Source organism: Sphingomonas floccifaciens (genome assembly GCF_042681125.1).
Classification (GTDB): Bacteria; Pseudomonadota; Alphaproteobacteria; order Sphingomonadales; family Sphingomonadaceae; genus Sphingomonas; species Sphingomonas floccifaciens.
In genome coordinates this window covers 634,722-656,667 of record NZ_JBHUFC010000003.1, presented here as the reverse complement: position 1 = coordinate 656,667, position 21,946 = coordinate 634,722, and the positions used below count along the sequence as shown (strand labels likewise).

The following is a 21,946-nucleotide window of genomic DNA, read 5'->3' as shown; positions in this document are numbered from 1 at the left end:
CGGAGGGGGGGCTCCTCATGATGCACCGCTTGTGGAGCCCCCCCTCCACCATGCTTCGCATCGTCCCCCTCCCCGTGCCGGGGAGGACCTTGGGCTCACACATACTTCAACCCCATCGCTTCCAGCCGCGGGCGCATGTCGTAGATGTCGAGCCCAAGCTCGCCTGCCGCCAGCCGCACGCGCTTCGCCTCTTCCGCCGCCTCGCGCGCCTGTGCCTTCTCCAGCACCGCCGCTGCGTCGGCCCGCTTCACCACGCACACGCCGTCGTCGTCGGCCACGATCACATCGCCCGCCTCGATCGCCGCACCCGCGCACACGATCGGCACGTTGACCGAGCCCAGCGTATTCTTGACCGTACCTTGCGCGAACACCGCCTTCGACCAGACCGGAAAGCCCATCTGCGTCAGGTCGCGGACGTCGCGCACGCCCGCATCGATCACCAGCCCGCGACACCCACGCGCCATCGCGCTCGTCGCCAGCAGGTCACCGAAATAGCCGTCGACGCAGGGGCTGGTCGGCGCGAGGACCAGGATGTCGCCGTCCTTCAACTGCTCGATCGCGACATGGACCATCCAATTGTCGCCGGGCGCCGCGGAGATCGTCACCGCGCTCCCGGCGATCCGCGCGCCGGCATAGATCGGGCGCATATAATGGGCGAGCAGGCCGATCCGCCCCTGCGCCTCATGCACCGTCGCCACGCCCGCCGACGCGAGCCCGTCGATCACGGCGCGGTCGGCGCGTTCGATATTCTGCACGACGACGGTCATCTCGATCCTTTCACTGATTACCGGCGTCGTCCGCGCCCGCGCGAGCTTTGGCCAATCGATCTTGCGGCGGCCCCATAAGTTTTTGCTATATCCGACATTGATGAAGCCGTTCGACCTCAACCTGCGTCACCTTCGCGCGATCCGGCATATCGTCGCCGAGCGCAGCCTCAATCGCGCCGCCGATGCCGCGGGCCTGTCGCAGCCTGCGCTGACCCAGGGCCTGGGCAAGGTCGAGCGGCAGCTGGGCGTGCAATTGTTCGACCGCAACCCGGACGGCATGGCGCCGACCGCGGCCGGCCTGGCGTTGGCCGACCGCATCGATCGCGCCTTCGCACAACTTGCCACGATCCGCCGGACATCCAAGCGCGGTTTTGCCAGGCCCGAGGCACTGATGACCGCGACGCAGGCCGAAGCCTTCCTTCATTTCGCCGACGCCGGCAGCTTCGCCGGCGCGGCCGGGACGAGCGGACTGTCGCAGCCCGCGATCCACCGCGCGGTGCGGGAGCTCGAACAGATCTGGGCGACCCCGCTCGCCGAGCGCCGCGGGCGCGGCATGATGCTGACCCCCGCCGGCCGTGCGCTTGCCCGAGGTGTTCGGCTGGCCGCACGCGAGATCGCCGCCGGCATCGCGGAGGCCCGTGGCGATGCGAAGGGTGGCGGGCGGATCGCAGTCGGTGCGATGCCGCTCAGCCGCGCACGGCTGTTACCGCATGCGCTCGCCCGGTTCCTCGCCGAAGCGCCGGGGACGGTCCTCGATGTCGTCGAGGGGTCGTGGCGTGAATTGGTCGACCCATTGCTCGACGGCGTCATCGACCTGATGATCGGCGCGCTTCGTCCCGATCCGCCTGCGGGACTCGATCAGGCGCCGCTGTTCACCGATCGGCTGGCGATCTTCGGGCGCGCCGGGCATCCGCTCGCAGGGCGCGACGTCGACCTCGACCAGTTGGCCACGCAAAGCTGGGTCGTCGGCCCCACAGGCACGCCGCTCAGGACACATTGGGAGACGCTGTTTACCGGGCGCGCGCTGCCTGCCGTACCGATCGAGTGCGGATCGGTCATGGTGATCCGGGGACTGCTCACCGAAAGCGACCTGCTGACACTGCTGTCCCCCGATCAGGTCGCGCTGGAGGTCGACGCCGGGTTGCTCGTGCGGATCGGTCCTGAACTGATCGACACGGTGCGAACCATTGGGATCAGCACGCGGGCAGGCTGGCGACCGACGACGGCGCAGGCGCGGCTCGTCGCGTTGCTGAAACAGGCGGCGGTCGATACCAGACTTCAGGAAAATCGATAGACGGCGGCGCTTTCCGATTGGCGGCACATGCCGTCCGCCGCCTACCCCCGTGAACCATGGGACGTCAGGTCGCCTTCATCGGATTCGGAGAGGCAGGGCAGGCCTTCGCGCAGCCCGGCGCCCGCGCCTATGACCGCAAGACCGACGATGACGCCGCCCGCGCCGCCAAGCTGCACGACTATCGCACAACCGCCGTCACCGGCTGCGACACGCCAGCCGACGCGTTGGCGGAGGCGCAGGCGGTCTTCTCGCTCGTCACCGCCGATCAGGCGCTACCGGCCGCCCACGCCTACGCGCCCCTGCTCGCGCCCGGCGCACTGTGGCTGGACATGAATAGCGTCGCTCCAGGCACCAAGCGCGCAGCCGCGGACGCGATCGAAGCCGCCAGCGGGCGCTACGTCGACGTCGCGGTGATGGCGCCGGTCCTTCCCGCCCGGCTGTCCGTGCCGCTGCTCGTCGCCGGCCCGCATGCCGAGGACGCCGCAGAAGCCCTACGCGACCACGGCTTCACCAACGTGTCCGTCGCCGGTCCCCGGGTCGGCGATGCGTCGGCGATCAAGATGATCCGGTCGGTCATGGTGAAAGGCCTCGAAGCGCTGAGCGCCGAATGCGCGCTCGCCGCGCATCGTGCGGGCGTTGCGCATGCCGTACTAGCCTCGCTCGACGCCAGCTGGAAGCCGCAGGGCTGGGGCGACCGGGTCGACTATAACCTCGACCGCATGATGGCGCACGGCCTGCGCCGCGCCGCCGAGATGGAGGAGGTCGCGAAGACGCTGGAGGAGCTGGGCGTCGAGCCCGCGATGACCCACGGGACGGTCCGCCGCCAGCGCAGCCTCGGCAGCCTGGGGCTGACCCCGCCGGACGGCCTCGCCGCAAAGCTCTTGGCTCTTGGAGATACCGCATGATCATCGACTGCCACGGCCATTATACCGTGTTGCCCAAGGGCCATGACGCGTGGCGCGAGGCGCAGGTCGCGGCCTACAAGGCGGGCGAGCCCGCGCCGCCCTATCCCGACATCACCGACGCCGAAATCCGCGAGACGATAGAGGCGAACCAGCTGCGCCTGATCAAGGAACGCGGCGCCGACCTGACGATCTTCTCCCCCCGCGCCTCCGCCATGGCCCCGCACGTCGGCGACGAAACCGTCGCGATCGAATGGGCACGCCGCTGCAACGACTTGATCGCGCGCGTCGTCGGCCTGTTCCCGGAAACCTTCGTCGGCGTCTGCATGCTGCCGCAGAGCCCCAAGGCCGACATGACCGCGAGCGTGGCGGAGCTGGAGCGCTGCGTGAAGGAATTGGGCTTCATCGGCTGCAACCTGAACCCCGATCCCGGCGGCGGGCATTTCACCCATCCGCCGCTGACCGACCGCTATTGGTATCCCTTCTACGAGGCGATGGTTGCGCTCGACGTGCCGGCGATGATCCACGTCTCAGGCAGCTGCAATCCGGCGATGCACGCGACCGGCGGCTACTACATCGCCGCCGACACCGTCGCCTTCATGCAACTGCTTCAGGGTGACCTGTTCGCCGATTTCCCGACCCTGCGCTTCATCATCCCGCATGGCGGCGGCGCGGTGCCCTACCACTGGGGCCGCTACCGCGGGCTGGCCGACATGCTGAAGAAGCCAGCGCTCGACACGCATCTGATGAACAACATCTTCTTCGACACGTGCGTGTACCACCAGCCGGGAATCAATCTTCTGGCAGACGTGATCGAGACGAAGAACATCCTGTTCGGCAGCGAGATGGTCGGCGCGGTGCGCGGGATCGATCCGACGACGGGTCAGTATTTCGACGATACGAAGCGCTACGTCGACGCGCTCGACATTCCGGACGCGGATCGCGCGGCGATCTTCGAAGGCAATGCCCGCCGCGTCTTCCCGCGACTGGATGCGCAATTGAAGGAGCGTGGGTTGTGAGCATCGTAAAGATCCTCCCCGACACGGGGAGGGGGACCATACGAAGCATGGTGGAGGGGGCTCTCCGCGAGCTGCGACCTGTGCGGAGGTCCCCCTCCGTCAGCGCTGCGCGCTGCCACCTCCCCGTGCCGGGGAGGATTTGACATGACTGAGCCACGCGACATCCACGCCTATCTCGCCGAGTTCGAGGATATTCCCGGCACCCGCGTCTTCACTGCCGCGCGGGCGCGTCAGGGCTATCACATGAACCAGTTCGCGATGAGCCTGATGAAGCCCGAGAACCGCGAGCGGTGGAAGGCGGACGAGGCGGCCTATCTCGACGAATGGCCGCTGAGCCCGGAGCAGCGCGAGGCGATCCTGTCGCGCGACTACAACCGCTGCCTCGATCTCGGCGGCAACATCTATTTCCTCGCCAAGGTCTTCTCGACCGATGGCCTGAGCTTCGTCCAGGCGGTCAGCACGATGACCGGCGTCTCGGTCGAGGACTATCAGGCGATGATGAACGCCGGCGGCCGCTCGCCCGAGGGCGTGCGCTCGAAAAAGGATAAGAAATAATGGCCCGCATCACCGCCGGCGTGGCGACCAGCCACATTCCGCTGCTGGGCGTCGCCCACGACATGGCAAAGGACCGCGACGCCTATTTCGGCCCGATCTTCGCCGGCTACGACTGGACGCGGGATTGGGAGAAGGCGGAGAAGCCCGACGTCGTGATCCTGGTCTACAACGACCACGCCTCTGCGTTCGACATGAAGATCATCCCGACCTTCGCGATCGGCTGTGGTGAGCGCTATGCCCCGGCCGACGAAGGTTGGGGACCGCGCAAGGTGCCCGACGTCCACGGCCACCCCGATCTCGCCTGGCATATCGCGCAGAGCCTGATCCTCGACGAATTCGACATGACCATCATCAACGAGATGGACGTCGACCACGGTCTGACCGTGCCCTTGTCGATGATGTTCGGCGATGTCGCCGAATGGCCGGTGAAGGTCATCCCGCTCGCGGTCAACGTCGTCACCTATCCCCCGCCCTCGGGCAACCGCTGCTGGGCGCTGGGCGAAGCGATCGCGCGCGCCGTCGAGAGCTTCCCCGAGGATCTGAACGTGCAGGTCTGGGGCACCGGCGGCATGAGCCACCAGCTCCAGGGCCCGCGCGCCGGGCTGATCAACCGCGAATGGGACAACGACTTCCTCGACGGGCTGATCGGCGACACCGACCGCCTGCGGCACATTCCGCACATCGACTACCTCCGCGAGACGGGCAGCGAGGGGATCGAGATGGTGATGTGGCTGATCATGCGCGGCGCGCTGGGCAAACGCACCGCCGCGCTGCATCGCCATTACCACGTGCCGTGCAGCAACACTGCGGTCGGCCATATCGTCCTGCGGCCGGATAACGGCGAGGGGCTGGATATGACGGGAAGTGGGGCGGCCTGAGGAATAAAAGCCCTCTCCCCTTCAGGGGGAGAGGGTTGGGAGAGGGGCAGTCTCAAACCACGAACGACAGGGCCGGACTGAGAGACGGCCCCTCTCCCCGGCCCTCTCCCCTGAAGGGGAGAGGGGGAGATCAGCATGAAAATCGCACTCGCCGGCGCCGGCGCCTTTGGTGAAAAGCACCTCGACGGCCTGAAGAATGTCGACGGGGTCGAGGTCGTATCCGTCGTCGGCCGCGAACTCGCGCCGACGCAGGCCGTGGCCGCCCGATACGGCATCGCCCATGCGACGACCGACCTCGCCGAGACGCTGGCGCTGCCGGGCGTCGACGCGGTCATTCTCTGCACGCCGACCCAGATGCATGCCGCACAGGCGCTGCAATGCCTGGAGGCGGGCAAGCACGTGCAGGTCGAAATCCCGCTCTGCGACAGTCTGGCGGACGGCGAAGCGGTGCTCGCCAAGGCGCAGGAAACCGGCCTGACCGCGATGTGCGGCCACACCCGCCGCTTCAACCCCAGCCACCAATATGTCCACAACCGCATCGCCGCGGGCGAGCTGAACATCCAGCAGATGGACGTGCAGACCTATTTCTTCCGTCGCAAGAACATCAATGCGAAGGGCGAGCCGCGGTCGTGGACCGACCATCTGCTGTGGCACCACGCCGCGCACACGGTCGACCTGTTCGCCTATCAGGCCGGGCCGATCGTCCAGGCGAACGCGATCGAAGGGCCGCACCACCCCGAACTCGGCATCGCGATGGACATGTCGATCCAGCTGAAGGCGGAAAGCGGCGCGATCTGCACGCTGTCGCTGTCGTTCAACAACGACGGCCCGCTCGGCACCTTCTTCCGCTACATCGGCGACACCGGCACCTATATCGCGCGCTACGACGATCTGGTGACCGGCAAGGAAGAGCCGATCGACCTGTCGGGCGTCGCGGTGTCGTCGAACGGCATCGAATTGCAGGATCGCGAATTCATCGCCGCGATCCGCGAGGGCCGCGAACCCAACGCCAGCGTCGCGCAGGTCATGCCCTGCTACCGCGTGCTCGACGCGCTGGAAAAGCAGCTCGAAGCGGCACGATGAAGACGCAAGTCGTCATCGTCGGTGCAGGCCCGTCGGGTCTGCTGCTCGGCCACCTGCTGCGCGCGGCCGGCGTCGACTGCGTCGTGGTCGAGCGGCAGGCCCCGGACTATGTCCTCGGCCGCATCCGCGCGGGCGTGCTGGAGACGGTGACGACGGACCTGATGACCCGCCTCGGCCTCGACGCGCGGCTGAAGGCGGAAGGGCTGGTCGAGGAGGGCTTCAACCTCGCCACCGCCGACCATCTGATCCGCATCGATATCAAGGCGCTGACCGGCAAGCACGTCACCGTCTATGGCCAGACCGAAGTCACCCGCGACCTGATGGATGCCGCGGCCGAGCGCGGTTTGCGCGTCATCTACGAGGCAAAGGACCTCGCGCTGCACGACATCGACGGCGACGCGCCGTTCGTGACCTACACCAGGGACGGTGCGCAACACCGGATTGACACGCAGTTCATCGCCGGCTGCGACGGTTTCCACGGCCCCTCGCGCAAGGCGATCCCGGCCGGCGCCGTCCGCGAATTCGAGCGCGAATATCCCTTCGGCTGGCTCGGCATCCTCGCCGACGTGCCGCCGTGTCACCCGGAACTGATCTACGCCAACACCGACAAGGGCTTCGCGCTCGCCTCGATGCGATCATTGACGCGCAGCCGCTATTATGTCCAGGTCCCCCTGACCGACCGCGTCGAGAACTGGAGCGAGGAACGGCTTTGGGACGAACTCGCCGAACGCTTTGATCCGCTGAGCGACCACAAGGTCACCCGCGGGCCGGCACTGGAGATGTCGATCGCGCCGCTGCGCAGCTACGTATTCGAGACGATGCGCCACGGCCGCCTGTTCCTGGCCGGGGACAGCGCGCACATCGTGCCGCCGACCGGGGCGAAGGGCCTGAACCTCGCCGCCTCCGATGTCGCCTATCTCTCCGACGCGCTGATCGCCTGGTTCGCCCGCGGTGACGAGACGGGCCTGACCGGCTATCAGGCGCGCGCCCTGGCGCGCATCTGGAAGGCGGAACGCTTCAGCTGGTATCTGACCAAGCTGATGCACCGTTTCCCCGAGGATGGCGCGTTCGAGCACCGGATGCAGACCGCCGAGCTCGACTATGTCGCCACCTCGCGCGCGATGCAGACTGCGATTGCGGAGAATTACGTGGGACTGCCGCTCTGATGCCCTTGCCGACCCGGACGATCGGTCCGTTCACCGTTTCGAGCATCGGGCTCGGCTGCATGAACCTCAGCCACGCCTATGGCACGCCCCCGAGCGAGGCGGAGGGCGTGGCGCTGCTCAACCACGCGCTGGATCTGGGGGTGACCTTTCTCGATACCGCCGCGCTCTATGGCGGCGGGACGAACGAACGGCTCGTCGCGCAGGTCATGCATCGCCGCGCGGAATTCACGCTGGCGAGCAAATGCGTGCTCGACATGCGCGACGGCCAGCGCATCCTGGATGGCTCGCCCGACGCCATCGCCACGACGCTCGACGCCGCGCTCGGCCGGCTCGGTACCGACCATATCGACCTCTATTACCTCCACCGGCTCGACCCGAACGTGCCGATCGAGGACTCGGTCGGTGCCCTCGTCCGGGCGAAGGACGCCGGCAAGATCGGCGCCATCGGCCTCAGCGAGATGTCCGCCGCGACGATCCGCCGCGCGCACGCCGTCCATCCGATCGCCGCGATGCAGAGCGAATATTCCCCCGCCGTCCGCAACCCGGAAGTCGCCGTGCTCGACACATGTGCAGAGCTCGGCATCGGCTTCGTGGCCTTCTCGCCGGTCGCGCGCGGGTTGCTCGCGGGCAGCGTCCGCGACGACGGTTATGACGCGGGCGACATCCGCCGCAGCATGCCGCGCTTTGTCGAGCCGCAGCTGTCGCGGAATCTCGCGCTCGTCGACCGTTACGATGCGATCGCGCGGGACGCCGGCATCACGCCCGCCCAACTCGCGCTCGCCTGGCTGCTGGCGCAGGCGCCGCACATCGTCCCCATCCCCGGCACGCGGTCGATCGCGCATCTGGAGGAGAATGTCGCGGCGGCGGCATGCACTCTGTCGACCGACACGCTCGCCGCGGTCGATGCGCTGCTGCCCGCCAATCGGCTGGTCGGCGCACGCTATCCGGCGGCCGCACAGGCGCAGATCGATACCGAACTGCTGCCCGACGAACCGCTCGCCGTCACAAGCTAGAGCGGGTTGTGATCATACGGAGGCATCGTGATTGCCCTGTCGTGTTCGTCCGGCAAGGAGCGAGGTGCAGCAGGTAGCGGCGCTACCTGCAAGGCTTGCGACGCAGACCGGCGGGCGCGACAGGGCAACCGCAAAGCGGCGGGCCGATTTTGCCCCAGGGCGGCGTCGCTCGTCGGTCACGATGCAATAGCATCGCTCCGCTCCTCGCTCCTTGCCCTGAACCAAAATCGGCTCCGTCGCGGTGCCTCCGTATGGTCACAACCCGCTCTAAACGCCGCCCTAACCTATTTTTAGCGCCTGACGCCGTAGCCTGCGTCATCATGACGAAGCTGCGCAATCTCGCGAAAACGACAGCGGCTGCCGGCCGCATCAACGCGCGTCCCTCGCCGGTCGCCCGGCTGCTGATCGTCGGTGGCGGGCCGGCGGGCACTGCGCTGCTGACCGCCGCGGCGAAGGCGGGGACGCTCGCCGACCTGTCGAAGGGCCTCGTGCTCGTTGACCGCAGTGACACGCTCGGCAGCGGCCGGCTTGGCAACTATGCCATCACGTCGGACACGACCGCGCAGACCTTCCTGACCGCGATCGAGAACACGTCAGAGCCTTCGCTCGCCGCGCTCGCCGACCATTCCGCCGCAGCCGCGGTCGGCGATTGGCGCGACAAGCTGGGCGTGCCGTTGGCGACCGTCGGGCCGTATCTGTCCGCAACCGGCGAGCGGCTGGCGACGCTCGTGTCGGGCTATGGCGGCAAGGTGCTAAAGGGGCATGATGCGCTGAAGGCGACCCGCGCAACGGACGGGACATGGACCATCCGTCTGCGCTGTCGGTCCGACGATCATGAATTCGACATACGCGCCGAAAATCTGGTCATCGCGACAGGCGGCCATCAGCCGCTCGATCGCCTGGTCGAACAGCGCGTCGCGGGGGAGCGCCTTACCCGTCGCGTCGGGGAGAAACTGCTCCAGTCCGACGAAGTGCTGACGCTCGGCGGGTTGGATCGCGTCGCCGATCTGCTGTCGGGCAAGCGATCCCCACGGGTCGCCGTCATCGGCGGGTCGACCAGCGCGCTGACCACGGTCGGGCTGCTGCTGCGATCGCGCCCCGGTATCCCGTTCGGCGCGGGCGGCGTGACCCTGCTCCACCGCCGCCCGCTGCGGCCCTTCTACCCGTCGGTCGAAGCGGCGCACGCCGAAGGGTTCAGCGATTTCGGCGCTGAAGACATTTGCCCGGTGACCGGCTTCGTCTATCGCCTGGGCGGCTTCCGCCTGGAGGCACGCGAACTTGTCCTGCGCATGCTCGGCATCGACGGACGCGCGCCCGATCCGCGCGTGCGACTGCACCGGATCGACGAGGACGAGGGGCAGGCGCTAGACATTCTCGACCGCGCCGATCTTGTCATCGCCGCACTCGGCTACCGCCCGCGTGCGCTGCCGCTGCAGGACGCGTCGGGCCAGGCGATCCCGCTCGCCGCCGACTGCGGCGATCCGATGGTCGACGACCTGTGCCGCATCGTCGACGCGGACGGTTCGCCCATTCCCAACCTCTACGGCATCGGCCTGGCCGCAGGTTTCGTCCCGTCGGGCGCACTGGGCGGGGAAGCGAGCTTCCGTGGCCAGACCAACGGCCTGTGGTTCTGGCAAAACGATATCGGCCGGCTGATCGTTGATGCGGTGCTGGCGGATGAGAAAAAGGCGATCGCGGCGTAAGCGCGGTTTAAGCGATCGTTTACCAAGGCGCGCCAATAGTTTCCCCGTCATTACTCGCATATGAGGGACGTCACGTTTGGCCAGTGCTGCTCTGCCCCCGTCGCATTGCCCCGCCCAACGCGACGATGACGCGATCCGCACCGTCGCGCGGAGCTGCGGGCAGCTCGCCGTCGATTGCAGCGATGCCGCCGGCTATGTCGCAGGCGTCGCGCAAGGCATCTCCCGCCAGCTGGACGCTCTGGGCGAACTCGAGCAGGTCACGGCCGCTCTCGACGCCGATCAGCGCGCCGTCGCCCAATCGACGATGGAGGCGCGGCGCCTGTCCGAGCAGGCCCGCGGCACGCTGGAGCGTGAGACCGCACAGATCGAGGCTTCGGTCGGTGACTTCGGGGCGCTGACCGATCTCGTCGCCAGCCTGGGCACCCGGATGACCGACTTCGCCGCGGCGATGGAGCAGGTCCAGCGTGTCGCCGGTGCGATCGACACGATCGCCGCGCGCACCAACCTGCTGGCGCTCAACGCCACGATCGAGGCGCAGCGCGCGGGTGAAGCCGGCCGCACCTTCGCGGTGGTGGCGGCAGAGGTGAAGAAGCTCGCGCTCGAGACGCGTCAGGCGACCGACGAAATCGGGCGGACGATGGCGAGCTTCGCCGACCAGGCCAATTCGGTTATCAAGGACATCGACGCCGGCGTGTCCAAGGGCGTGCTGGCACAAAAGGGCGTCGCACAGATCAGTCACACCGTCGCCGAAGTCGCTGGTCTCGTCACCCGCGTCGACGCGATCACCGAAAGCATTGAGCAGTCGACCGAGGTCACGTCGCGCAGCGTTGGACGGGTGCGCGATACGCTCGGCCAATTCGGTGTCCAGGCCCGCGACGGCAGCTCCGACCTGGCCAACGCGCACCAGCGCATGACGCGGCTGGAGCAACTGGCGAACGTCATGTTCGATGGGCTGGCGCATTCGGGCGTCCGCCTGGACGACACGCGCTTCGTCGACCTGACGGTGGCCGGCATGCACGAAATGCGCACGCTGGTCGAAGCCGGCATCGCACGGGCCGAGGTCACCGTGTCGGACGTATTCGACACGCGCTACGTCCCGATGCCCGGCACCGATCCGGTCCAATATGCGACGCGCTTCAACGCGTTCGCCGACGCCCATGTCCGCCCGATCCTCGATCGCATCGCCGCCTCCGACACGGTGCGCATCCTGGGCGTCGCCGCATCGGACGTGAACGGCTACCTGCCGACGCACATGACGGCGCGATCTCTGCCGCAGCGTCCCGGCGACCCGGCCTGGAACGCGGTCAACTGCCGCAACCGCCGCAACTTCATGGACGACGCGACTGCGCGGGCCGTGGCGTTCGAGGGCGACTTCATGCTGTCGACCTACCGACAGGATCTGGGTCAGGGCCGCTATCGCGCGGTCAAGAGCGTGTTCGTGCCGCTGTGGATCGCAGGGCGGCGCTGGGGGAATTTCGAGATGGCGTTCGTCGACTGACCGACGCCAGGTTCAGTCCATGACCCGGTGAACCACCTCAAGCTCGCGGCCCTTGATCCGCAGCTCGTTGAACCCCGCCCGACTTGCCCGCGTCCGGCACGACAGCGTCCCTGCGCCGATCAGCCGGATCGTCCGGTCGCCTTCGCGATGCGTCCGGTCGAACGGGTCATGCACATGGCCCGACAGCACGACGTCTGCCCCCGCCGCCGCCAGCGCCGCCAGCGCGTCGCGCCCGCCGTGGGTGCGCGCGGTCGCCTGGGTGCCCGCCTCGATCAGCGGGTGGTGGCAAGCGACGATCGTAAGGCCGGCCCGATCGACCGCCGCGACGCCGGCCAGCGCGCGCTTCAACGACCCGTCGCTCACACTGCCCTTCGACCAGTTTCGCAGCTGGAACCGCGTCGTGGTCTTCAGCGGGACGACATGGACGCCGGCGATCTCCAGCGGTTTCTCGATCATCGATTCCAGCTTCAGATAGCGTCGGTACGGACGGAACAGCCGCGCGAACAGATTGAACAGCGGCAGGTCGTGATTGCCGACCTCCACCGTCACCGGGCGCTGCAATCCCTCCAGCCACGCCGATGCGGCGGCGAACTCGTCGCCCTTCGCCCGCATCGTCAGGTCGCCGGTCATGATGATCGCATCGGGCTGTTCGGCGTGGACCGCGGCATCGAACCAGGCGATGGCGTCGCGGTCCTCGGCCCCAAAGTGAACGTCGCTGACGTGAAACAGACGGATCATAGACGGGCTCTAACGCATCACCCGCCGCTCGGTCGCATCACCGTGTCGCGGCGCCCGCCATCGTCATCAGCGCGAGCAGCCCGACGCCCATTCCGCGCACCGTGTCGGGCTTGGCGACGTCGGTCCATTCGTCGAGCGCATGCGCCCGCCCGCCGCTCCCGCCCGCGCCGATGGTGACGGCGGGAATGCCCAGACTCATCGCGATATTGGCATCGGTCGACGATGCGGCGAGTGACGGGGTGAAACCCGCCGCGCGCACCGCCCCCTGCGTCGCCACCACGATCGCCGCCTCGGCCGACGTCCGCCCCGCCGGCCGGTCGCCGATCGGTTGTGGCTCGGCGCTGACCACCCCGACCCGCGTCGACCGCGCCGCATTCTCGTCGCTTGCCGCCTTGGCGACGATCGCCAAGACCTGCTTCTCCAATGTCGCCAGCGCACCCGCGTCCTCCGAACGCATGTCGATGTCGACGAACACCTCGGACGGGATGGCGTTGACCGACGTGCCGCCGCCGACGACGCTCGCCGAATAGGTCGTACGCGGGCTGGCCGGTGGCTGGATACGATAGACGTCCGCAATCGCCGCGCCCATCGCGGCGGCCGGATTGACGATGCCGAACGCGCCGTAGCTATGCCCGCCCGGCCCCCTGAAAACGACATGGTAGCGCTTCGATCCGACCCCGCCGTTCACGACCTGCGACGGGTCCGCGCCGTCGAGCGAGAAGAAGGCGCCGATCCGATCCTTATACGCGCCCTTGGTGAACAGGTAGCGCACACCGCGCAGGTCGCCGCGCCCCTCCTCGCCCACGGTGCCGACGAACAGAATCGGCCGCTTCGTCCGCACCTTCGCCGCATCGAGCGCACGGATATAGGCCAGCAGAGTCGCCAGCCCGCGCGTGTCGTCACCGACACCCGGCGCCATCAGCTTCGTCCCCTGACGCCGGACGGTCACATCGGTGCCTTCGGGAAAGACGGTGTCGAGATGCGCCGAGATCACGATCGCCTTAGCCGTCGGATCGGCGCCGGGGCGCAAACCCAGCACATTGCCCTCCGCATCGATCGCCACGTCGCGCAGGCCGAGCGCTCGGAACTTCTCGGCATAGGCCTTCGCCCGCACCGCTTCCTTGAACGGCGGAGCGGGGATCTGCGTCAGCTCGATCAATTCCTCGACGAAACGGTCGTGCCCCCGATCGATCGCCGCCATTGCCGCGCGATAGGGCGCGCTGACCTGCACCGCGGCGACATCCCCCTCCCGCTTCGGCGCGGCCGACAGCGAGGATGCCGAAACGGCCAGCGGGAGCATCAGGAAACGGATCGGCGACATCGGACAGCCTTGCAAGGAAACGGTGGCGAACGATGGCCGCCCCGCACGCCCCCGGCAACCCTTCATTCCACGCCGCGCCATCCACATGCAAACGCCGTTGACCCGACCACGCCGGCTGTGGCAAGCGCAAGGCTGCCCGGGCGGGTGTAGCTCAATGGTAGAGCAGAAGCTTCCCAAGCTTACGACGAGGGTTCGATTCCCTTCACCCGCTCCAAGCCTCCCACGACCGCCGCATTCCAACCGGCCGCCCGGCTCAAGCGATGCGGGGCTTGGTGACGCATTGGCGGAGGGCTTCGGCTAGTTCCGAGGGTGCGCTCGGCTTGGGGCAGACGGTTGCGGCCGGATAGCGGCGGCGCATTTCGTTGGCGTCGGCGTGGCCCGAGTGGAAGATGATCGGCACGCCGGCCGCTTCCAGTCGGTCGGCAGCGGGATAGACGGTGTCGTCGGCCAGTCGCACGTCGAGCACGGCGGCGGCGAAGGCTGCGCCGTAGCGGTCGATCGCGTCATGCGCCTCGGTCAGCGTCGTGCACGGGCCCTCGACGCTGAAGCCGGCGTCCTCGATCGTCGCCTGGAGGTCGAGCGCGATGAACAGTTCGTCCTCGACGAGCAGAACCGGCTCAGTCATGCGCCATCACCGTCGCGGGCAGGCGCATGTCCAGACGAAACATCGTGTCGGTAAAGGCGCTGGTCATCGTGCCCCGCAACTGCCGCATGCTGGTCTCCACCAAGATCGATCCGAACCCGCGCCGGCTGGCCGCGACTTCGGCTCGTGCCGGTCCCTCCTCGCTCCATTCGAGCGCGATACCATCCTCATCCGTCTGCCACCGCACCGTCAACCGCCCCGCGCCGTGCGTCCCGAGGACGCCGTATTTAACCGCGTTCGTCGCCCATTCGTGCAGGATCAACGCCAGCGGCGACAGGCAGCCGCGGTCGAGCGCGACCGGCGGCCCCTCGATCGTGATCTCAGCATGGTCGCGATACGGCGCCAGCGTCGCGCTCACGACATCCTCCAGCCCGACCGCCTGCGGCTCCCCCGCGGGCGAGGCGAGCGAATGCGCGCGGCCGAGAGCGGCGATCCGCGTCCGCAGGTCGGTGGCGAGTTCGGGAATCGCATCATGCGTGCGGGCGGCGACCGTGATCATGCCGGCGATGACCGCGAACAGGTTCTTCACCCGGTGGTTCATCTCACGCAGCATCAATTCGCGCGTTTCCGCCAGCGCATATTCGGGCGTGACGTCGATCGACACGCCAACGAGGCGCGGCGGGACGCTGCCGGCGACGGTGCGACCGAATCCCTTGACCCAGCGGACCTCCCCATCCTCGCCACGGACGCGGAAGGTCGCCTCGTAATCCTCGTTGCGCGCGACGGCATCGATGAGCGCGGCGCGTACGGCGTCGCGATCCTCGGGATCGATACGCTCCATCAGCGGATCGATCCGGCCGGCCTCGGCAGCGTCGATATCGAACATCCGCCGCTCGACCCCGTCGAGCACGGTCTCGCCGGTCTCGGGACAATATTCCCACACGCCGATGCCCGCGGCCTTGATCGCCAGATCGAGCCGCTCGCGCTCATCGGCCAGCTCGCGCTCCAGCGACAGCGCGTCCGTGATGTCGGTCAGGACCAGCGAGGCGCCGGCCACCTCGCCGCTCTGCGTGCGATAGGGCAGGACGCGCAACGAATAGACATGCTGTCCGTCGATCGTCGACACGCGGCGTTGCGTCGCCGGCGCGCCCCCGGCGACCGCGCGCGCATCGTCGAGGTGGCCGGCACCGTTCAGACGGCTGGCGACATCGGTCAACAGACGGCCGCGATCGGCCGGCTTCAGCGGGAAGATCGCCGTCGCCGCCTCGGTATAGTTGCGCACCTTCAGGTCGGCATCGAGGACGATGACCGCGAGGTCGGTCGATTCGTAGAAGTTGCGCAGGTCGGAATTGGCGACGGTCAGCTGGTCGACCTTGCTCTTCAGCTCGTCGTTGACCGTCGTCAGTTCCTCATTCGTCGACTGAAGCTCCTCATTCATCGACATCATTTCTTCGTTGGAGCTCTTCAGCTCCTCGTTCGCCGTCTCCAGTTCCTCGATCGCCGAGCGCAGGCGATGGCGCGTCAGGCGCAGTTCGTCCTCCAGCGCCTCCATATGGTCGTCGCCACGTTCCAGGTCCTGCAACTCGCTGGGATCGGACGAATGGAACGGCCCGGTGTCGCGGAAGACGAAGAGCAATGTGCCGTCGCCCAGCGGATCGCAGATCACTTCGGTCGGCTGGACGCCATAGTCGCCCTCGACGTCGACATCGCGGGCGACGACGCGGCGGCGCTCGTCGCGGGCCTGACGCAACAGCGGGCCGATGACCGCGCGCAGACCCGGTCGCGCCAGATTGACCGCGCTGCTGCCACCCGTGCGCGTCACGGGAAACTCGAAATAGCGGCCGAGCTTGCCGTAGGCGGAGATGATCGCGCCGTCCTGATCGACGATCAGGCTGGCCGGCGCATAACGCTCGACCAACCGGCGAATGGCGAGGTTCTCGCTGCCATGCGACGACGTCGGGCCGCTGCCGTCACGCCCACGCCGCGGTACCGGCTGGCGACCGCTGCCGGGCAGGTCGATCGGATAGTTGGGAGCACCGGGCGCGCGTTCGAACAGGCGCGCCTGCTGGTCGATCGGCTGGAACAGATGCTCGAACCGCCCGACACTCTCGGACGGACCAAGGAACAGGAAGCCGCCGGGACGCAGCGCATAGTGGAACAGCGGAATGACCGACTGCTGGAGCTGGTCGTCGAAATAGATCAACAGGTTGCGGCACGAGACGAGGTCGATGCGCGAGAATGGCGGGTCCTTCACCAGGCTGTGGCTGGAGAAGCGGATCATGTCGCGGATCGCCGGCGCGATCTGGAAACGCTCGGCGTGCGGGATGGTGTAGCGTTCGCGCAGCGGCGGCGGCAGGTCGGCGAGCGCGGAGGCCGGGTAGCTCCCCTCCCGCGCGATGCTCAGCATCTGTTCGTCGATATCGGTCGCGAAGATCTGCACCGCCAGCGGCTCGCCCGACAGCCGCGCGGCCTCCGCGAACATCATCGCGATCGAATAGGCTTCCTCGCCGCTCGAACAGCCCGGGATCCAGACGCGGATATCCTCGTCCGACGGCCGCCCGGCCATCAGCGGTTCGACGACGCGCTGGCGCAACATCTCGAACGCCTCTGTATCACGGAAGAAGCGGGTGACGTTGATCAGCAGGTCGCGGAACAGCGCGTCGCATTCGTTGGCGTCGTTGCGGATGCGGTTGAGGTAGGCGCGGCCGGTATCGATCCCCAGCACATGCATCCGCCGCTCGACCCGGCGCACCAGCGTCGAACGCTTGTAGCCCGAAAAATCATGACCGATTGCGGTGCGCAGCACGCGGCACATGTCGTCGATATGATCGGCGACGACACTGGCCTCCGCCTCGTTCGGTTCGCGTCCGGCACGGCGGCTGAAAAAACCCTGCAGGCATTCGAGGATTTCGCCCGCCGGCTTCACGAAGTCGATCAGGCCGGTGCCGACCGCCGACAGCGGCATCCCGTCGTAGCGCGCGCTCTCCGGCTGCTGGACGACGCAGACGCCGCCGTTTTCCTTGATCGCGCGCAGGCCGGTCGTGCCGTCGGCGCCGGTGCCCGACAGGATGACGCAGGCGGCATTGGCCTGCTGGTCGGTCGCCAGCGAGGCGAAGAAGTCGTCGATCGGCCGCCGCGCGGCTGCTCGAAGTCGGTCAGTTCCAGCACGCCGCCGCGAATGGCGAGGCCACGGCCCGGCGGGATGATGTAGACGGTATCAGCCTCGATCCGCTCGCCGCCGGCCGATTGCAGCACGGCGAGGCCGGTATTGCGATCGAGCAGCTGCGCCAGCATCGATTCGTGATTGGGGTCGAGGTGCTGGACGATGACGAAGGCGAGCCCGGTCGGCAGCCGGGCGGGCGCCAGCATCTCGCGCAGCGCCTCCAGCCCGCCGGCCGATGCGCCGATCCCGACGATCGGCACGGCTGCATCGGCAACCGACATTGCAACGGCTGTGTCGCCCGTACGGCTATGCATTATGAGCGCGCTCGACGTCGTCCAGCATCATGCGCGCCTGCGCGATCGTCGCGGCGCTGTTGGCGATCGTCATCAGCGTCCCTTCGACGACGATCCCCGCCTCCCCCGCGACCGGCGCCAGCCGGCCGAGCGTCGCCGATAGCTGCGCGTCATAATCGGCCAGCAAATCCGGCTGCGACCGGCTGACGTCGAATTGCGAGGCGAACATGTAGCGCGTTTCGCCACCCATCGTGCGTAGCCGGGACATGTAGAGCAGGTTGACGAAGGGTGTCCCGTCCTTGCGGAAGTTGATGATCGGCGTGCGCACGTTGGCCTGGCGCGGGTTGGCCAGGAACTCGCGAAGGCGCGCGCGCGCCTCGCTGTTCGGTGCGTCGCGTTGCAAGAGGCGGCAGTTGCGCCCCACCACATCATCGGGCGAATAACCGGTGAGTTCACAGAACGGCGCGTTCACCAGCAGGAGGTGATTGTCCCCGGCCGCTGACGCGAGGGCCAGTGCGACCCGCGACTGGCTCAGATAGTCGGCCAGCCCAGTTGGTACATCCGTCTCCAAAACGCGCGAGAACTCCGGTTTGCAACATCGATCAGGCGTGAAGTCGCACCGATAACAGCCTGTCGCCGAAGCGCAATCGGTGAACGCGCGCCGATCCGGCCGCTATCGTCCCATTCGGATATTTGAAGACCGCACGGAACTTTTCGAAAACCTTGCCAAAGCGTTGGAACAAATCCTTTACCCAAGCGTAACGACATTGCCGATTTCCGGCAATTTTCGCCCAAGGTTCTAGAGGAGTTGTCGATGAGGAACGCCGTTCTCGGTGCGCTCGCGCTTATCGCGTTGCCATCCACCGCCAATGCCGCCGCATTCATGAACGGCGGGTTCGAAACCGGACCGGCAATCGGCGCGCAGGGCTTTACCACCCTCGCCAACGGATCGACCGCGATCACCGGCTGGACCGTGACCGGCGACAGTATCGATTACGTTGGCAGCTATTGGCAGGCCGGCGAAGGCAGCCGCAGCATCGACCTGAGCGGTACGGGTCCAGGCGGCATCATGCAGACCTTCGACACGATCGCCGGCGTCACGTACAACGTCCGCTTCCTGCTGGCCGGCAATCCCGACGGCGGACCGACGACGAAGGTGCTCTCGACGGTCGCCAGCGGCAATCTGCCGCAGGTGAATTCGTTCAACATCAACAATACGACGCGCAGCAACATGGGCTGGACGCCCTTTACCTATTCCTTCGTCGCCGGCGCCTCGACGACGACCCTGGCCTTCACCTCGGGCACGCAGACCGCGTTCGGCCCGGCGCTGGACGGCGTATCGGTCACCGCAGTGCCGGAACCCGCGACCTGGGCAATGATGCTGATCGGCTTCGGCGCGGTCGGTGCGTCGATGCGGCGCAAGCGTGTGCAGGGTCGCGCACACGCCTGAGCCCGTCCGGCTGGACAAGACTTATCAAAAAGGCCGTCGGTTCGGAACCGGCGGCCTTTCCTTTCGCATCCCCATTCCGCGCGCCTTACACCAAGTCAGACAGGGACGCGGCCAGATCGGCCTTTACGAACGGCTTGGGCAAGCGCGGCACATCGCCGTCGATCCCGCCTTCGGCATAGCCGGAAATCAACAGGAAGCGCGCGCCGGGACAGACATCGCGGACGATCCGGGCGAGTTCGACCCCGGTCATGCCCGGCATCATATGGTCGGACACGACGACGTCGGGAACCTCGCCCCCCTCCATCAGTGCCACCGCCTCCCTTCCGCTCGCGACCGCGCGGACATGGTAGCCGAGGTCCGACAGCATCTGCGCCGTCGCCTCGCGCACCTGTTCCTCGTCATCGACCAGCAGCACCCGGCCGCCGGCACAGGATGCTGCGCCAGGCGACGTCGTGGTCGCCGCCGGTGCCATGGTCAGGCTTTCGGGTAGGCAGAAACATATGCGTGTTCCCTCGCCCGGCGCGCTGTCGATCGTCAGCATACCGCCAAGCTGTGCAGCGAGACCGTGCGCCATCGACAGGCCCAACCCCGTCCCGCGGCCGACGCCCTTCGTCGAAAAGAAGGGCTCGATCGCGCGCTGCCGGGTTTCCGCGTCCATGCCGACACCGCTGTCGACCACGCACAGCCGGACATATCCGCCCGGCGCCGCTCCGCCCGGCACGTCGTCGTCCAGTCGCAGATGATCGATCACGATGCGGATATCTCCCCCCTCGGGCATCGCATCGCGCGCATTCACGCAGAGGTTCAGCAACGCCATTTCGAGCTGGCCGGCGTCGGCCATCGCCGGCGGCACGTCGCGCGCCGCGTCGACCTCGACACGGTATCGCGGGCCGATGGTCGTTGCGATCAGGTCGAGGACACCCCTGGTCAGTACGGCAATATCGACCGGCACGGGATTGAGCGGCTGGCGACGGGCAAAGGACAGCAGCCGGTGGACGAGCGTCCGGGCACGCTCCGCGGATTGGAGAGCACCGGCCACCAACCTGGCATCGCGGCTGTCGGCCAGCCCCTTGTGGTGCAGGCGGTCGAGCGCGCCCATGATCGGCGTCAGCAGGTTGTTGAAGTCGTGCGCGACGCCGCCGGTAAGCTGGCCCATCGCCTCCATCTTCTGCGCATGCCGCAGCGCCTCTTCGGCCTGTTGCAACTCGCGCGTCCGCGCCTCGACCCGTGCCTCCAGGCTGGCGTTGAGATCGCGCAGCGCGTTCTCGGCGTCGACCCGCTCGGTTACCAGGCGGATGCGCTCGGCGACTTCCTCCATGAAGACGACTTCGTCCTGCCGCCAGGCGCGCGGATGGCGGTCGTTCAGATAGACGATCGTGCGCAGCCTTCCCTCACGAACGAACGGCACGACCAGGATCGCGCGGGTATCGACCGTGCGAGCCGTATCCCGCGCCAGCATATCGTCGCTCAAGGGATGGTCGAACAGATCGTCGATCGCGACCGTCCGCCCGGCATCGAGCGCCGCGACGACCTTCACGCCGAAATCGACCGCCGGCATCTGGCCGACCAGCGGGGCTACGCTGCCATCGGTCCAGCAGATGCGATAATCGAAGACGTCCGCGTCGGAATCCAGGTCGCCGAGCCCGACACGAACGACGCCGAAATACTCGCCCAGCACCGCCGCGACCTCACCCAAAGCTTCGTCGGCGTCGTGCCCGCGCAGGATGTCCGCGATCTTCAGCCGCAATGCGGTCCGCGCTTCGCGGCGAGCGGCGCGGCGGATCATCGCTTCGACCTGCGCCGCACCGAGCGACAGCAGCATGATCAGCACGGTCACGACGCTGATGCCGACCGCCAGATAGGTCTGGTTGGCGCTGGCTGTCCCCTGCGCGTGATCGATATCGCGCGTCGCCACGAACACGGCGGCGGCCATGCCCGAATAATGCATGCCCGCGATCGCCGCGCCCATGACGGTGGCGGCCAGCAGCCGCCGGCCGATCTGACGATCCGTCGACGCGAGCCACATCGCAGCAGTTGCCGCAGCGACCGCGATGACCACCGACGCCGCAACCCAGCGCCAGTCGTAGCCGAGCGTCGCCGGCATCCGCATCGCCGCCATGCCGATATAGTGCATCGCGACCACGCCCGCCCCGATCAACAGTCCGGCGCCCGCGATCCGGGCCGGCACGACCCGTTGCCAGTCGACGATCGCCAGGCCCGCCCCGGTAAAGGCGATCGCGATGACGAGCGACGCCAGCGTCAGCCCGGGATCGTAGCTCATCGCCATGCCCGGCATGCTGAAGGCCAGCATCGCGACGAAATGCATCGCCCAGATGCCGCCGCCCAGCGCGATCGCGGCGCCCGAAAGCCACAGGCGGCGGGCTTGTCCGCGCGACGCACGGATGCGGTTGGCGAGGCTCAAGGCGGTGAAGGACGCGAAGACCGCCACGGCGATCGAGAGGAAGACCAGATACCGGTCGTGCGTGCCACTGACGATCATATGGGCATGGCGAAGCGGCG

At 67.6% G+C, this 21,946-nt stretch carries 18 protein-coding genes, 1 tRNA gene and 1 pseudogene; 12 read left to right on the top strand and 8 right to left on the bottom strand.

From position 1 onward, the window contains the following. Positions 1–95: 95 nt before the first annotated feature. Positions 96–767: a 4-carboxy-4-hydroxy-2-oxoadipate aldolase/oxaloacetate decarboxylase gene (gene ligK, locus ACFSC3_RS10160; protein ID WP_380940288.1), complete on the bottom strand. Its 672-nt coding sequence runs from the start codon at positions 765–767 to the stop codon at positions 96–98. 100 nt (positions 768–867) lie between these two features. Between ligK and ACFSC3_RS10155 the strand changes: the two genes are divergently transcribed. The 10 genes from ACFSC3_RS10155 (at position 868) to ACFSC3_RS10110 (ending at position 11,878) form a co-directional block, all read left to right on the top strand. After that, entirely contained in the window at positions 868–2,061 is a 1,194-nt protein-coding gene (locus ACFSC3_RS10155; RefSeq protein ID WP_380940287.1) for a LysR family transcriptional regulator, read from the top strand. 56 nt (positions 2,062–2,117) lie between these two features. After that, on the top strand, positions 2,118–2,966 hold the full coding sequence (locus ACFSC3_RS10150; RefSeq protein ID WP_380940286.1) for an NAD(P)-dependent oxidoreductase: 849 nt from the start codon (positions 2,118–2,120) through the stop codon (positions 2,964–2,966). Further along, positions 2,963–3,982 (top strand): amidohydrolase family protein, encoded by a 1,020-nt coding sequence (locus ACFSC3_RS10145; protein ID WP_380940285.1) that lies wholly within the window; start codon positions 2,963–2,965, stop codon positions 3,980–3,982. The genes ACFSC3_RS10150 and ACFSC3_RS10145 overlap by 4 nt, the downstream gene beginning before the upstream one ends. A gap of 144 nt (positions 3,983–4,126) precedes the next feature. Next, positions 4,127–4,537, top strand: coding sequence for a protocatechuate 4,5-dioxygenase subunit alpha (gene ligA, locus ACFSC3_RS10140; RefSeq protein ID WP_380940284.1), 411 nt, complete (start codon positions 4,127–4,129; stop codon positions 4,535–4,537). After that, positions 4,537–5,415, top strand: a complete 879-nt coding sequence (locus ACFSC3_RS10135) for a class III extradiol dioxygenase subunit beta (RefSeq protein ID WP_380940283.1) — start codon at positions 4,537–4,539, stop codon at positions 5,413–5,415. The genes ligA and ACFSC3_RS10135 overlap by 1 nt, the downstream gene beginning before the upstream one ends. Positions 5,416–5,550: 135 nt before the next feature. Further along, positions 5,551–6,498, top strand: coding sequence for a Gfo/Idh/MocA family oxidoreductase (locus ACFSC3_RS10130; RefSeq protein ID WP_380940282.1), 948 nt, complete (start codon positions 5,551–5,553; stop codon positions 6,496–6,498). Next, entirely contained in the window at positions 6,495–7,664 is a 1,170-nt protein-coding gene (pobA, locus tag ACFSC3_RS10125) for a 4-hydroxybenzoate 3-monooxygenase (protein ID WP_380940281.1), read from the top strand. The genes ACFSC3_RS10130 and pobA overlap by 4 nt, the downstream gene beginning before the upstream one ends. After that, a complete protein-coding gene (locus ACFSC3_RS10120) occupies positions 7,664–8,677 on the top strand; it encodes an aldo/keto reductase (protein WP_380940280.1) in 1,014 nt (337 codons plus the stop codon). The genes pobA and ACFSC3_RS10120 overlap by 1 nt, the downstream gene beginning before the upstream one ends. 320 nt (positions 8,678–8,997) lie before the next feature. Next, positions 8,998–10,380, top strand: a complete 1,383-nt coding sequence (locus ACFSC3_RS10115) for an FAD-dependent oxidoreductase (protein ID WP_380940279.1) — start codon at positions 8,998–9,000, stop codon at positions 10,378–10,380. A gap of 76 nt (positions 10,381–10,456) precedes the next feature. Beyond that, entirely contained in the window at positions 10,457–11,878 is a 1,422-nt protein-coding gene (locus ACFSC3_RS10110) for a methyl-accepting chemotaxis protein (RefSeq protein WP_380940278.1), read from the top strand. A gap of 12 nt (positions 11,879–11,890) precedes the next feature. On the opposite strand, the gene ACFSC3_RS10105 is transcribed toward ACFSC3_RS10110, so the two are convergent. Further along, positions 11,891–12,616, bottom strand: coding sequence for a metallophosphoesterase family protein (locus ACFSC3_RS10105; protein WP_380940277.1), 726 nt, complete (start codon positions 12,614–12,616; stop codon positions 11,891–11,893). Positions 12,617–12,653: 37 nt separating this feature from the next. Next, positions 12,654–13,937, bottom strand: a complete 1,284-nt coding sequence (locus tag ACFSC3_RS10100) for a M20/M25/M40 family metallo-hydrolase (RefSeq protein ID WP_380940276.1) — start codon at positions 13,935–13,937, stop codon at positions 12,654–12,656. Between the two features lie 140 nt (positions 13,938–14,077). Between ACFSC3_RS10100 and ACFSC3_RS10095 the strand changes: the two genes are divergently transcribed. Next, positions 14,078–14,151 (top strand) — tRNA-Gly (locus ACFSC3_RS10095). Positions 14,152–14,190: 39 nt separating this feature from the next. Here ACFSC3_RS10095 and ACFSC3_RS10090 read toward each other — a convergent pair. The 4 genes and pseudogenes from ACFSC3_RS10090 to ACFSC3_RS10075 form a co-directional block, all read right to left on the bottom strand. Continuing rightward, on the bottom strand, positions 14,191–14,562 hold the full coding sequence (locus tag ACFSC3_RS10090; RefSeq protein ID WP_380940275.1) for a response regulator: 372 nt from the start codon (positions 14,560–14,562) through the stop codon (positions 14,191–14,193). Further along, positions 14,555–17,626, bottom strand: a complete 3,072-nt coding sequence (locus ACFSC3_RS10085) for a CheR family methyltransferase (RefSeq protein WP_380940905.1) — start codon at positions 17,624–17,626, stop codon at positions 14,555–14,557. The genes ACFSC3_RS10090 and ACFSC3_RS10085 overlap by 8 nt, the downstream gene beginning before the upstream one ends. A 104-nt stretch (positions 17,627–17,730) precedes the next feature. Beyond that, a pseudogene (locus tag ACFSC3_RS10080) lies at positions 17,731–17,889 on the bottom strand (chemotaxis protein CheB); the annotation flags it as partial. A gap of 100 nt (positions 17,890–17,989) precedes the next feature. Beyond that, positions 17,990–18,547 (bottom strand): PAS domain-containing protein, encoded by a 558-nt coding sequence (locus tag ACFSC3_RS10075; RefSeq protein WP_380940274.1) that lies wholly within the window; start codon positions 18,545–18,547, stop codon positions 17,990–17,992. A gap of 243 nt (positions 18,548–18,790) precedes the next feature. Here ACFSC3_RS10075 and ACFSC3_RS10070 point away from each other — a divergent pair, with 243 nt between their 5' ends. Then, positions 18,791–19,426 carry a choice-of-anchor C family protein gene (locus ACFSC3_RS10070; protein ID WP_380940273.1) on the top strand — a complete coding sequence of 212 codons (636 nt, stop codon included), beginning with the start codon at positions 18,791–18,793 and terminating at the stop codon, positions 19,424–19,426. Positions 19,427–19,511: 85 nt separating this feature from the next. Here the strand turns inward: ACFSC3_RS10070 and ACFSC3_RS10065 are convergent, their stop codons facing one another. Next, positions 19,512–21,926: an MHYT domain-containing protein gene (locus ACFSC3_RS10065; protein ID WP_380940272.1), complete on the bottom strand. Its 2,415-nt coding sequence runs from the start codon at positions 21,924–21,926 to the stop codon at positions 19,512–19,514. Between the last annotated feature and the right edge of the window lie 20 nt (positions 21,927–21,946).

Excerpts from the sequence above, each read along its gene's own strand:
- ligA (WP_380940284.1), top strand. The coding sequence starts at position 4,127 with ATGACTGAGCCACGCGACATCCACGCCTATCTCGCCGAGTTCGAGGAT.
- ACFSC3_RS10135 (WP_380940283.1), top strand. The coding sequence starts at position 4,537 with ATGGCCCGCATCACCGCCGGCGTGGCGACCAGCCACATTCCGCTGCTG.
- ACFSC3_RS10150 (WP_380940286.1), top strand. The coding sequence starts at position 2,118 with ATGGGACGTCAGGTCGCCTTCATCGGATTCGGAGAGGCAGGGCAGGCC.
- ACFSC3_RS10115 (WP_380940279.1), top strand. The coding sequence starts at position 8,998 with ATGACGAAGCTGCGCAATCTCGCGAAAACGACAGCGGCTGCCGGCCGC.
- pobA (WP_380940281.1), top strand. The coding sequence starts at position 6,495 with ATGAAGACGCAAGTCGTCATCGTCGGTGCAGGCCCGTCGGGTCTGCTG.
- ACFSC3_RS10065 (WP_380940272.1), bottom strand. The coding sequence starts at position 21,926 with ATGATCGTCAGTGGCACGCACGACCGGTATCTGGTCTTCCTCTCGATC.
- ligK (WP_380940288.1), bottom strand. The coding sequence starts at position 767 with ATGACCGTCGTCGTGCAGAATATCGAACGCGCCGACCGCGCCGTGATC.
- ACFSC3_RS10070 (WP_380940273.1), top strand. The coding sequence starts at position 18,791 with ATGAGGAACGCCGTTCTCGGTGCGCTCGCGCTTATCGCGTTGCCATCC.
- ACFSC3_RS10130 (WP_380940282.1), top strand. The coding sequence starts at position 5,551 with ATGAAAATCGCACTCGCCGGCGCCGGCGCCTTTGGTGAAAAGCACCTC.
- ACFSC3_RS10145 (WP_380940285.1), top strand. The coding sequence starts at position 2,963 with ATGATCATCGACTGCCACGGCCATTATACCGTGTTGCCCAAGGGCCAT.
- ACFSC3_RS10105 (WP_380940277.1), bottom strand. The coding sequence starts at position 12,616 with ATGATCCGTCTGTTTCACGTCAGCGACGTTCACTTTGGGGCCGAGGAC.
- ACFSC3_RS10120 (WP_380940280.1), top strand. The coding sequence starts at position 7,664 with ATGCCCTTGCCGACCCGGACGATCGGTCCGTTCACCGTTTCGAGCATC.
- ACFSC3_RS10100 (WP_380940276.1), bottom strand. The coding sequence starts at position 13,937 with ATGTCGCCGATCCGTTTCCTGATGCTCCCGCTGGCCGTTTCGGCATCC.
- ACFSC3_RS10090 (WP_380940275.1), bottom strand. The coding sequence starts at position 14,562 with ATGACTGAGCCGGTTCTGCTCGTCGAGGACGAACTGTTCATCGCGCTC.
- ACFSC3_RS10155 (WP_380940287.1), top strand. The coding sequence starts at position 868 with ATGAAGCCGTTCGACCTCAACCTGCGTCACCTTCGCGCGATCCGGCAT.